Origin of the sequence: Nesterenkonia sp. CL21 (assembly GCF_031705515.1) — a bacterium.
Taxonomy (GTDB): domain Bacteria; phylum Actinomycetota; class Actinomycetes; order Actinomycetales; family Micrococcaceae; genus Nesterenkonia; species Nesterenkonia aethiopica.
The window spans coordinates 348,864-360,690 of record NZ_JAUTWR010000002.1 but is presented as its reverse complement, the minus strand read 5'-3'; the positions used below and the strand labels follow the sequence as shown (position 1 = coordinate 360,690).

9 protein-coding genes are annotated in these 11,827 nt (G+C 70.3%); 6 read left to right on the top strand and 3 right to left on the bottom strand.

Features of this window, described 5'->3' with window-relative positions; translation table 11 throughout:
• Positions 1 to 391: 391 nt before the first annotated feature.
• Together Q7C18_RS06605 and Q7C18_RS06600 are read right to left on the bottom strand one after the other, a co-directional pair.
• Positions 392 to 601, bottom strand: a complete 210-nt coding sequence (locus Q7C18_RS06605) for a hypothetical protein (protein ID WP_311024695.1) — start codon at positions 599 to 601, stop codon at positions 392 to 394.
• A gap of 288 nt (positions 602 to 889) precedes the next feature.
• Positions 890 to 1,696: an IclR family transcriptional regulator gene (locus tag Q7C18_RS06600; RefSeq protein ID WP_311024694.1), complete on the bottom strand. Its 807-nt coding sequence runs from the start codon at positions 1,694 to 1,696 to the stop codon at positions 890 to 892.
• Positions 1,697 to 1,900: 204 nt separating this feature from the next.
• Here Q7C18_RS06600 and Q7C18_RS06595 point away from each other — a divergent pair, with 204 nt between their 5' ends.
• From Q7C18_RS06595 to Q7C18_RS06585, 3 genes are all read left to right on the top strand, one after another.
• A complete protein-coding gene (locus Q7C18_RS06595) occupies positions 1,901 to 3,376 on the top strand; it encodes an NAD-dependent malic enzyme (RefSeq protein ID WP_311024693.1) in 1,476 nt (491 codons plus the stop codon).
• Positions 3,373 to 4,668 (top strand): DUF6986 family protein, encoded by a 1,296-nt coding sequence (locus Q7C18_RS06590; protein ID WP_311024692.1) that lies wholly within the window; start codon positions 3,373 to 3,375, stop codon positions 4,666 to 4,668. The genes Q7C18_RS06595 and Q7C18_RS06590 overlap by 4 nt, the downstream gene beginning before the upstream one ends.
• 135 nt (positions 4,669 to 4,803) lie before the next feature.
• Complete coding sequence (locus Q7C18_RS06585; RefSeq protein ID WP_311024691.1) at positions 4,804 to 5,625, top strand: bifunctional allantoicase/(S)-ureidoglycine aminohydrolase; 822 nt, start codon at positions 4,804 to 4,806, stop codon at positions 5,623 to 5,625.
• A gap of 330 nt (positions 5,626 to 5,955) precedes the next feature.
• On the opposite strand, the gene Q7C18_RS06580 is transcribed toward Q7C18_RS06585, so the two are convergent.
• Positions 5,956 to 7,647 (bottom strand): nucleobase:cation symporter-2 family protein, encoded by a 1,692-nt coding sequence (locus Q7C18_RS06580; protein WP_311024690.1) that lies wholly within the window; start codon positions 7,645 to 7,647, stop codon positions 5,956 to 5,958.
• 434 nt (positions 7,648 to 8,081) lie between these two features.
• Here Q7C18_RS06580 and Q7C18_RS06575 point away from each other — a divergent pair, with 434 nt between their 5' ends.
• From Q7C18_RS06575 to gcl, 3 genes are all read left to right on the top strand, one after another.
• On the top strand, positions 8,082 to 8,918 hold the full coding sequence (locus Q7C18_RS06575; RefSeq protein ID WP_311024689.1) for a TIM barrel protein: 837 nt from the start codon (positions 8,082 to 8,084) through the stop codon (positions 8,916 to 8,918).
• The gene (locus tag Q7C18_RS06570) at positions 8,848 to 9,885 is read left to right on the top strand and encodes a 2-hydroxy-3-oxopropionate reductase (protein WP_311024688.1); all 1,038 of its coding nucleotides are present in this window, start codon (positions 8,848 to 8,850) and stop codon (positions 9,883 to 9,885) included. Before Q7C18_RS06575 ends, Q7C18_RS06570 begins: the two co-directional genes overlap by 71 nt.
• 155 nt (positions 9,886 to 10,040) lie before the next feature.
• Complete coding sequence (gcl, locus tag Q7C18_RS06565) at positions 10,041 to 11,822, top strand: glyoxylate carboligase (protein WP_070158342.1); 1,782 nt, start codon at positions 10,041 to 10,043, stop codon at positions 11,820 to 11,822.
• Positions 11,823 to 11,827: the final 5 nt, after the last annotated feature.

Here is an 11,827-nt window from a genome sequence, read left to right as displayed (position 1 = left end):
GAGGGCATTCCCGAGGCGGGCCGCCGACACTGCGTCAGGCGCTCGTCAGGCATGAGTGAGGGCCGCCGTCCCGGCTGGGGCGGCGGCCCTCACTCATGGGCCCGGCAGGTGCTCGCTGAGCACCGCGGAGACGTGCTGCGGAGACATGCTGCGGTGCGGGGCCCTGCTCCCCAGGACGCGGCGGGACGTATCAGCGAGGTCTCGCAGGGAGGTCACGCGGTCCGAGTCCTGGGGAGCAGATCATCACGGGACGTGCAGTCCCCTGCTGCCCGCCCCTGGTCTGGCGGTCAGGGACGGGGAGCAGCGGGTCGGAGGACACTGCTCCGACCCGCCCCTCGCCGAGCCTGAAGCCCGGGCTGACGGGCGGTGATGGCCGGCCGTCGAGGCGTTCTCAGCGACACTGCGGCAGTCGAGGGCCCACCCCGGGAATCCTGCAGATCAGCGGCAGGGCTTGGGCCGCGCGGGCGGGGATGAAGAAGTCCGGGTCGTCGCCGCCGCCGTCGAACGCGGGGGCCGCAGGCGGGACCGCGGAGGCCGCAACGCCGTCGTTCGGGGGCATCGTGGCGCCCGAGGGGGCGTCCTCAGCTGGGCGAGCACTCATCGTGAGCTCCTCTCCAAGGCTCCGAAATTCCAGGATATGGAACCAGAATTCCGCTGTATGACATCAGTATCGGCGTCACGTCCAGGAGAGTCAAGGGGTGCCGGCGGATCCGGTCGGGCGAGGCAGGGGATGTGGCGGCTGGCCGGGGCGCCGAAGAGAGGCGCGCCTGAGGGGGGGCGTACCTGAGGGGCATGCCTCAGGGGCATGCCGGGAGGGGGATGCGCGGCGTCGCGGAGTGCGGCGGGCGCGATGTTCGGGCGAGCCGGGGCTGGTGGCCGGCTGTCGGGATCAGGAGATCCGCAGCTCCTCGGAGATCTCCTGGGCCACGCGGCGCAGCAGCGGCACGGCGCGGTCGGCGAAGGCATTGTCCACGCGACTGGTGGGGCCGGAGACGGAGATCGCCAGGGGAGTGGGGGCCTCCGGGACGGCCACGGCGAAGCAGCGCACGCCCAGCTCCTGCTCCTGCTCGTCCACGGAGTAGCCCTGGCGGCGGATGGCATCCAGCTCGCGTTCGAGATCCTCCAGCGTGGTGATGCTGTGCTCGGTGTGGCCGGGCATGCCGGCGGTGGTCACGATGCGCCGCGCCTGCTCGGGGTCGAGGGTCGCGAGGATGGCCTTGCCCACGCCGGTGTCGTGGGTGTGGGCGCGGCGGCCGACCTCGGTGAACATGCGCATCTGGTGCGGCGAGGGGACCTGGTCCACGTAGACCACCATGTCGCCGTCGAGGGTGGCCACATTCGCGCTCTCGCCCAGCTCCTCCACCAGGGTGCGCAGATGCGGACGGGCGACGGCGCCCAGCTGACGGCTGGCGAGGTCGCCCAGGCGGATCAGTCCGGGGCCGAGGGCGTAGCCTCGATCAGGGAGCTGCCGGACGATGCCGAGGCCGAGCAGCGTCTTCAGGAGGCGATGGATCGTGGGCATGGGCAGGTTCACTGCGGCGGCCAGCTCGCTCAGCGTGGTCTGGCCTCCCGAGGAGGCGATGAAGGACAGGAGGTCGAAGGTCCGCTCCACGGACTGGACGCCTCCGCGGGCAGGGCGACGCGCGCTCCGGTCCTGGTCGACGGCGTCCTGCGTGTCCGTGGGGTCAGTGCTCATGGCGTGCGGGCCTTCCATCTCGGGGGCAGTCCAGCTGCCTCGCAACGGCGTCCTGAGGGTCTCGCTCCCACGAGTGTAGTCGGATGTGGGGCTGATCAGGGGCGAGGTGGGCTGTGGTGGCCGGGGCGGTCGACGCACTGCCTCAAGTTCCGTATAGTAGATAATCAAGTCCGTATCGCGGAATACCTATCGAAAGGCAGGATCATGGCGACACCCAGTCCCGGGCATTCCATCACCTACCGTGTGGCGGCGCCCGCCAGCTTCTCCGCATCCACCGATCTCGCCGCGGTCATCGCCGACCACGGCGCGGCCCTGACGGCGCTCGACGTCATCGAGTCCACCCGCTCCGAGCTCGTGGTGGACGTCTCCTGCGACACTCGCGGCCCTGACCACGCCCAGGAGATCGAGCAGGCCCTGGCCGCGCTCGACGGCGTGGACGTCCGGAAGAGCTCCGACCGCACCTTCCTGCTGCACCTCGGCGGCAAGCTCGAGTCGACCCCCACGGTGACCCTGAAGAATCGCGACGACCTCTCGCGCGCCTACACCCCCGGGGTGGCGCGCGTCTGTCAGGCGATCGCCGAGAACCCCGAGGACGCGCGGCGACTGACCATCAAGCGCAACACGGTCGCCGTCGTCACCGACGGGTCCGCCGTGCTCGGACTGGGCAACATCGGCCCCGAAGCCTCCATGCCCGTCATGGAGGGCAAGGCCGTGCTGTTCAAGCAGTTCGCCGACGTCGACGCCTGGCCGGTGGCCCTGGACACCCAGGACACCGAGGAGATCATCGCCGTCTGCAAGGCGATCGCCCCGGCCTACGGAGGCATCAACCTGGAGGACATCTCCGCCCCCCGCTGCTTCGAGATCGAGGCCCGGCTGCGGGACGAGCTGGACATCCCGGTCTTCCACGACGACCAGCACGGCACCGCCATCGTCACCCTGGCAGCACTGACCAACGCCCTGAAGGTCGTGGAGAAGCAGCTGAGCGACGTGCGCATCGTGGTCTCCGGAGCCGGGGCGGCCGGACACGCCATCGTGAAGCTCCTGCTGGCCGCCGGAGCCCATGACGTCGTCGTCTGCGGCCGCAGCGGGGCGCTGACCTCGGCCCAGGAGCATGCCGCCCCGCACCGCACCTGGCTGGCCCAGCACACCAACCCGCGCGGCGTCACGGGGAGCCTCAAGGAGGCCGTGGTGGGTGCGGACGTGTTCATCGGCGTCTCCGCCCCCGATCTTCTGGATGAGGCCGACATCGCGGGCATGGCCGAGGGGTCGATCGTCTTCGCCATGTCCAACCCGGACCCGGAGGTGGACCCGGCCGCCGCGAGCCGCCATGCGGCCGTCATCGCCACCGGTCGCAGCGACTATCCGAACCAGATCAACAACGTGCTCGCCTTCCCGGGATTCTTCCGCGGCCTGCTCGATGCGCACTGCCACGACATCACCGACGAGATGCTGCGCGTGGCCGCCGAGGCCATTGCGGAGACCATCGCCGATGACGAGCTCAACGCCGGGCACATCATCCCCTCCGTCTTCGACCCGCGGGTGGCGACCAACGTCGCCGAGGCCGTCGCCGGCGTCGCCCGGCAGGAGGCCGGAGGCGCCGAAGGGTCTGCCGACACGGGCGACGCCGCCCGGCGCAACGGCCGCACCGCCGCTCCGACCTCCGCGGAGGCCGCACGATGAGTCGCGGCCCCGTGCTCGGCGAGGAGCTGCTCGGCCGCGTCGACGCGCTCCTGGCCGACACCGATCAGATGCTCGAGAACCTGTATCCCGGTGACCGGGGCCGGCGGCAGCCCGTGCACACCGTCTACATCCCCGCCGACACCTGGGCTCCCGGGCTGCTCGCGGACTGGGGAGCGAGGGCGTTGGCCGCGGTCGAGGCGCACGGCGGCATGGAGCAGCTCGCCGAACGGGTCATCCGGCTCTCCGGCGCCGAGCCCAGGGACGGCCTTGCCGGCGACGTCGCCGGCCTGGCCCGGGCCGTCACGGAGAAGCTGCGCCAGGACCCCATCGAGGACCTCCGCCTGGACTTCGAGGACGGCTTCGGCCTCCGCGACGACGCCGAGGAGGACCACTGGGCCCAGGAGGCCGCCCGGCGTGTGGCCCGAGGGCTGGACGAGAACGTCGCGCCCGGTTGGATCGGCATCCGCTTCCGCTGCCTGGAGGCGGCGACCCGTCGCCGCGGCCTGCGGACCCTGGACCTGTTCCTCACAGAGCTCCACGACGCCGTCGGCGGGCTGCCCGACGGACTGGTGCTGACCCTGCCCAAGGTGACCACCGCAGACCAGGTGCGCGCCATGGTGCTCGCCGTCGAGGAGCTGGAGAGGCAGCTCGGGATCGACGCCGGCCGGATCGGCTTCGAGATCCAGGTGGAGACCCCGCAGCTGATCCTCGGCCCTGACGGCACCGTCCCGCTGGCCGGTGCCGTCCATGCAGGGCAGGGGCGGGTCACCTCCCTGCACTACGGGACCTACGACTACTCGGCCTCCCTGGGGATCGCCGCGGCCCACCAGTCCATGGACCACCCGGCCGCGGACTTCGCCAAGCAGCAGATGCTGCTGGCCGCCGCCGAGACCGGGGTGCACGTCTCCGACGGATCCACCAACATCCTCCCCCTGGGGGACCCGGAGAGCGTGGTCGCCGCCTGGGACCTGCACGCCCGACTCGTGCGCCGCCACCTGCAGCGCGGCATCTACCAGGGCTGGGACCTCCACCCCCACCAGCTGCCCACCCGCTTCCTGGCGACCTTCCTGTTCTACCGGGAGGGCTTCGCCGATGCGGCGGACCGTGTCCGCACCTACGTGGGCGGAGAGTCCGGTGCCGTGCTGGACGAGCCGGCCACCGCCAAGGCGCTCGCGGGCTACCTGCAGCGCGGGCTGACCTGCGGAGCGGTCACCGAGGACGACGTCGTGGCCGCCACCGGACTCGACGCCGCCGGCCTGCGGCATCTCGCCCGTACCGGACGACCAGCCTGAGGGCTGACCGCGCACCCGTCCCTCGGCCGGAAGAGTCCGGCCGAGGGACGGGTGCGTGAGGCCCGATCGCGGGCCACGATGGACATGCACACCTTCGAGACCATGCACACCTTCGAGACGATGAGGAGCTCACCGATGACGATCAGCAGGACACCGTACTACGCGCCCCACGGCGGTCACCCTCCGCAGACCGACCTGCTCACCGACCGGGCGGTGGTCACCGAGGCCTACACGGTCATCCCCCGCGGAGTCCTGCGTGACATCGTCACCACCGTGCTCCCCGAGTGGCGGGACACCCGATCCTGGGTACTGAACCGCCCGGTGGCCGGCGGCGCGGTGACCTTCTCCCAGACCATCCTCGAGGTGGCCCCGGGCGGCGGCTCGGAGGCTCCGGAGCCGCAGTCCGAGGTGGAGGGCTTCCTGTTCCTCATGGAGGGCGAGGTCGAGGTGGTCATCGTTGGCGAGGCCCACCGCCTCACCCCGGGCGGATTCGCCTTCGTCCCGGCAGGCGAGCAGTGGTCCCTGCGCTCCGTGGGCGACGATGCCGCCCGCCTGCACTGGATCCGCAAGCGGCACCAGCCGCTGGAGGGCCACCGCCCGAAACCTGTGGTGGGACAGGAGCAGGACATCGAGCCCAGCCCCATGCCGGGCACCGAGGGCCGCTGGCGGACCACGCGGATGCTCGACCCGCAGGACCTCGCCTTTGACATGCACGTCAACATCGTGACCTTCGAGCCCGGCGCCTCCATCCCCTTCGCTGAGACCCACGAGATGGAGCATGGGCTCTATGTGCTCGAGGGCAAGGCCGTCTACCGGCTCAACGCCGACTGGGTGGAGGTGCAGGAAGGCGACTACATGTCTCTGCGTGCCTTCTGCCCCCAGGCCTGTTACGCGGGCGGGCCCGGCCCGTTCCGCTACCTGCTCTACAAGGACGTCAACCGGCAGGTGGAGCTCTGAGCGTCGGGCACTGAGGTCGGCGCGCCGAGCGCCGAGCAGAAGAGGGCCGCCGTGGTCGCAGACCGCGGCGGCCCTCTTCTGTGCTTCACATTGAACGAGTGGCCACGGATGACGGGACCTCGGCGTCCTGAGCGGCGTGTCCCGAGGGAGATGCCGGCATCTGTGGCCACTCGATCGGCAGTCGGGGGCGTGGAGCGCCACGGGTCTGGCCGGCACACAGCACGAGGCCCCCTCGCGCTCCGTGGGGAGCTCGAGGGGGCCTCGTGCGTGAGTCGGGGCGGGCCGTCATCGGCTGCCCGCAGCGGGGCTCATCGAGTGCTCATCGGGGAGTCAGTGTCCGCCTCGCCCGTTGTCCGCGACCACCTGGTCAGGTTCGGCCACTCTCTCAGGCTCCGCATCGTCGTCGCCGGTCTCTGAGGAGCCCTTCGGCGTCGCCTCCCGGGGGTCCCGGCCGTTGATGATCATCTGCACCTGGCTGGTGTCCGTGACCTCGCCTCGGTCGATGGCCTCCCGGACCTCCTCGACCTTCTCATCAGGCACCAGCGGGATCTCCTCGCCGTCGCAGTCGACGAACCTCCCATCGACGAACACGTCACCTTCCCGGAGGTCCCGCAGATCGGTGGGGGAGAGGATGCGCACCGGCTTGGCGGCGAACACCGACGGGTTCTCCGAGTTCCCGGCCTTGAGCTCGTTGAACAGGATGTTCAGCAGAACCGCCATGATGGCGGCCGATGAGATGCCGGAGTGGAAGATGGTCTGGAACCAGGCCGGGAACGAGTGGTAGAAGTCCTCGCGCACCACCGGGATCATCGCGAAGCCCAGGGAGGCGGAGACGATGATCAGGTTCATGTTGCCCTCGTAGGACACGCCCTTCAGGTTGCGGATGCCCGAGCCGGCCACGGTGCCGAAGAGCACGATGCCCGCACCGCCGAGGACCGGCATCGGGATGGCCGCGATGACCTGGCCCAGGATCGGCAGGGCGCCCAGGGCGATCATGATCGCACCGCCGCCGGCGACCACGTAGCGGCTGCGCACGCCGGTCAGAGCCACCAGGCCCACGTTCTGCGCGAAGGCCGACTGGGTGAAGGAGCCGAAGAGCGGCGCCACGGCGGAGGACAGCATGTCGGCGCGCAGCCCGTCCGCGATGCGGCGGCGGTCCACCGGGGTGTCGATGATCTCGCCGATGGCGATGATGTCGGCCGCGGTCTCGGTCTTGATCACCAGGATCACGATGGTCATGGAGATGATCGCGGCGACGTCGAAGGTCGGCACGCCGAAGCCCATGAAGGAGGGCAGGGCGATCCAGGAGCCGCTGCCGACCTCGGAGAAGTCGGTCATGCCCAGGGCGGCGGCCGCGGCGGTGCCGGCGATCAGGCCCAGCAGGATGGACAGTCGGGACAGGGTGGCGGAGCCGACCTTGGAGAACAGCAGGATGATCGCCAGGGTCAGGAAGGCCAGGCCGATGTTGGCGAGTGAGCCGTAGTCGTCGGTGCTCGAGTCACCGCCCATCGCCCAGTTGGCGGCCACCGGGATGAGGGTCAGCCCGATGGCGGTGATCACCGTGCCGGTGACCACCGGGGGGAAGAATCGGATGATCCGCGCGAAGAACGGCGCGAGGATGAAACCGATGATGCTGGCGCCGATGATGGCGCCGAAGACCGTGTTCAGGTCCCCGCCAGGTCCGGTGAGGATCGCCAGCATGGTGGCGACGGCGGCGAAGGACACGCCCTGAACGATCGGCAGCTTGGATCCCAGGAAGGGGAGGCCCACGGACTGCAGGATCGTGGCCAGGCCGCCGATGAACAGGCTGGCCGTGACCAGCAGGGCGGTCTGCTCTCCGGGCAGGCCCGCGGCGCTGCCGATGATCAGCGGGACGGCGATGATCCCGCCGTACATGGTCAGCACGTGCTGCAGCCCGAAGGTCATCAGCTTGCCGACGGGCAGCCATTCGTCCTCGGGCCGGTCAGATCCGGCAGGGAGGGTGCGGCGCTTCTGCGAGCCGGCACCAGTCGTCTTCGACATGGTCGAGGTCACCTCATTCTGCCGCGGGCGGGGCCTGCGCACCCAGGGGCGGGAGAGTGCGAGGTCGGGGTGCGGGGAGAAGACTGGCCCTCCCCGTGCGGCCCGTGCCCAGTGCGGCTTTGGGTATACAACGGATTTCGGTATGCGGTAGGTAGCTTCCGCATCGTGAACGAGTGTAACGCCGCTCACAGGCCCTCCGTCAAGAGTGTGAAGCGGATCAGTCGCGATGTCCATTTGGTAGACCATCGTCTCGCCAGGCCAGGCGTCGATTCGCATCGTCGGCGATTCTCTCGTTGACGCGGGGGCCTCGGTCGCCCTAGTCTGTTTCCACAAGATGGATTCAATCTTCCGCAATCCGAAAATTGACGGGTTCGAGCGGGAGGCGATCCGGACCGAGCCGTCCACACCGAGCCGTCCATATCGAGGAGGACCCCATGACCAGCGCATTCGCCCACCGCACGCCGACGTCCTACGTGCTGAACTGTTCCACCCTGCTCTCCGAGCTGCCCGTCCTCGAGCGCGCCGCCGCTGCGGCCGCCCACGGTTTCGCCGACGTTGAGTTCTGGTGGCCCTTCGACGGACAGCCCGCGCCGAGCCCCGAGGAGGTCGACGGCTTCGTCGCCTCCCTGGATGAGGCCGGCGTGTCCCTGACCGGGCTGAACTTCTGGGCGGGGAACATGGCGGGCGGCGACCGTGGCATGGTCTCCGTCATCGGCCGGCAGGACGAATTCCGCCGCAACGTGGAGATCACGGCGGAGATCGGTCGCCGCACCGGCTGCCGCGCCTTCAACGCCCTCTACGGCCTTCGGCAGGACGGGCAGGACGCCGAGGCGCAGGACGCCCTGGCCGTGGAGAACCTCGTCCACGCCGCCCGGGCCGTGGAGACCATCGGCGGCATCGTGCTCGTCGAGCCGGTCTCCGGTGCCGAGGGCTACCCGCTGAAGACTGCCGCGGACGCGCTCGCCGTCGTCGAGAGGGTCCACGACGCCGGGGCCGCCAACGTGGCGCTGCTGGCGGACTTCTACCACCTGGCCGTCAACGGCGACGACGTCGCCGCCGTGATCGAGGCCCACGCCGCCTCATTCGGCCACATCCAGATCGCCGACGCCCCCGGCCGCGGCGCCCCCGGCACGGGCGAGCTGCCGCTGGAGGCCTGGATCGACCGCAGCCGCGAGCTCGGCTACACCGGCCCGATCGCCCTTGAGTACAAGCAGGAGACCGAGACGGCCTTCGACTGGCTCGACGCCGCACCGGTCGACGTCGCCCGCTGAGCCGGGCCCGCAGCAGACACCCCACACCACACGGCCGGGCCGAGCCCCGCCGGACAGGAAGGACACATCACTCATGAGCACGAAGATCGCTTTCATCGGCCTGGGGATCATGGGTCTCCCCATGGCGAAGAACCTCGTCAGCGCCGGCCACCAGGTGACGGGCTACAACCGCTCCCCGGAGAAGGCCGAGCAGCTCGCCCTGGCTGGAGGCGCCGCCGCGTCCTCGGTGGCGGAGGCCGTGCGCGGTGCCGAGGTCATCATCACCATGGTGCCCGACTCCCCGGACGTGGAGGCCGTGATGCTCGACGAGGACGGAGTCCTCGCCCACGCCGAGCCCGGCGCCACCTGGATCGACCACTCGACCATCCGTCCCGACGTCGCCGTGCAGGTCGCTCAGAAGGCCCGCGAGGCGGGGCTCAAGCCCCTGGACGCTCCCGTCTCCGGTGGTGAGCAGGGCGCCATCGACGGCGCGCTGTCCATCATGGTCGGCGGTGAGCAGACAGACTTCGAGGCCGTCCAGGACGTCTTCGAGGGCGTGGGCAAGACGATCGTGCTCGTGGGGCCGGCCGGCTCCGGGCAGACCGTCAAGGCCGCCAACCAGCTGATCGTGGCCGGCAACATCGGGCTGCTGGCCGAGGCCGTCCTCTTCCTGGAGGCCTACGGCGTGGACACCGGCTCCGCCCTGCAGGTCCTCGGCGGAGGTCTGGCCGGCTCCAAGGTGCTGGACCAGAAGGGGCAGAAGATGCTGGACCGCTCCTTCGACCCGGGCTTCCGGCTCGAACTGCATCACAAAGACATGGGGATCGTCACCTCCGCCGCCCGAGAGGCCGGCGTCGTCATCCCCCTGGCCTCCACCGTGGCCCAGCTGATCGCCTCCACCGTCCAGCGGGGCGACGGCGGTCTGGACCACTCCGGCCTGTTCACGGTCCTGGAGGACCTCGGCGGCCGCAACGGCACCACCTCCTGACTCCCGCTGGCTGCTCACCTCCCTGCTGAGCAGCAGCACGGCCTGGACAGCAGCACAGACTGGGCAGCAGCACAGCTGAGCCAGGCCGTCCCTCACCGGCGGACCGCACCGCGGAACGTCGCCCACCAGACACGAGACCTTGAAGGAGCAGCATCATGACCACGATGCGCGCTGTCGACGCCGTCGCCCTGATCCTGGAGAAGGAGGGGGCCACCGAGGCCTTCGGCCTGCCCGGGGCGGCGATCAACCCGCTCTACTCCGCCCTGAAGGCCCACGGAGGGATCCGGCACACGCTGGCCCGCCACGTGGAGGGCGCCTCCCACATGGCCGACGGGTACACCCGTGCCGCGCCCGGCAACATCGGCGTCTGCCTGGGCACCTCGGGCCCGGCCGGGACGGACATGATCACCGGCCTCTACGCCGCCCAGGCGGACTCCCAGCCGATCCTGTGCATCACCGGCCAGGCGCCGGTGGCGGTCCTGGACAAGGAGGACTTCCAGGCGGTGGACATCTCCTCCATCGCCGCGCCGCTGACCAAGATGGCCAAGACGGTGCTGGAGGCCGCCCAGGTCCCCGGCACGTTCCAGAAGGCGTTCCAGCTGATGCGTTCCTCGCGTCCCGGGCCGGTGCTGATCGACCTGCCGCTGGACGTCCAGCAGACGGAGATCGAGTTCGACATCGAGACCTACGAGCCGCTGCCGGTGGTCAAGCCGGCCGCCACGCGGGCTCAGGCGGACCGGGTGCTGGACATGGTCGCCGCCTCGGAGCACCCGATCATCGTCGCCGGGGGCGGGGTCATCAACGCCGACGCCGCGGACAGGCTGGTGGAGCTGGCCGAGCTGCTGGACATCCCGGTCTCGCCCACGCTCATGGCCTGGGGCGCGATCCCGGACGACCACCCGCTGATGTCCGGGATGGTCGGGATCCAGACGCACACCCGATACGGCAACGCGAACTTCCTGGAGTCGGACCTGGTGATCGGCATCGGCAACCGGTGGGCGAACCGCCACACCGGTGCGCTGGACACCTACCGCAAGGGTCGGCGCTTCGTGCACATCGACATCGAGCCCACCCAGATCGGGCGGGTGTTCCCGCCGGACTACAGCATCGTCTCCGACGCCGGCGCAGCCCTGGAGGCCCTGCTGGAGGCGGCCCGCGCCCGGAAGGACGCCCTGCCGGACTTCGCCGAATGGGCCCGCGACTGTGCGGCCCGCAAGGGGACCCTGCACCGCAAGACCAACTTCACCGAGAAGCCGATCAAGCCGCAGCGGGTCTATCAGGAGATGAACTCGGCCTTCGGTCGGGACGTCACCTATGTGACCACGATCGGGCTGAGCCAGATCGCCGGTGCGCAGATGCTGCACGCCTACCACCCGCGGGCCTGGATCAACGCCGGTCAGGCCGGACCGCTGGGGTGGACCGGCCCGGCGGCGCTCGGCGTGGCCCGCGCCCTGCCGGACACCACCGTCGTCGCGCTCTCCGGCGATTACGACTTCCAGTTCATGATCGAGGAGCTGGCCGTCGGCGCCCAGCACCGGCTGCCCTACGTCCACGTGGTGGTCAACAACTCCTACCTGGGCCTGATCCGCCAGTCGCAGCGACCCTTCGACATGGACTACGAGGTCTCTCTGGCCTTCGACAACATCAACGCCACCGGCGAGTCTGCCGGCTACGGAGTCGACCACGTGGCGGTGGCCGAGGGGCTGGGCTGCAAGGCCATCCGTGTGGAGGACCCGGAGCAGATCGGCGACGCCCTGCGGGACGCGGTCGCTCAGGCCGAGGAGCACCGTGTCCCAGTGGTCGTCGAGGTCATCCTCGAACGCGTCACGAACATCGCCATGGGTCCCGCTCTGGATGCGATCAACGAGTTCGAGCCGCTGGCCGAGTGCCCGGAGGACGCCCCCACGGCGCTGACGGCGCTCGCCGCCTCGGAGTGAGATCC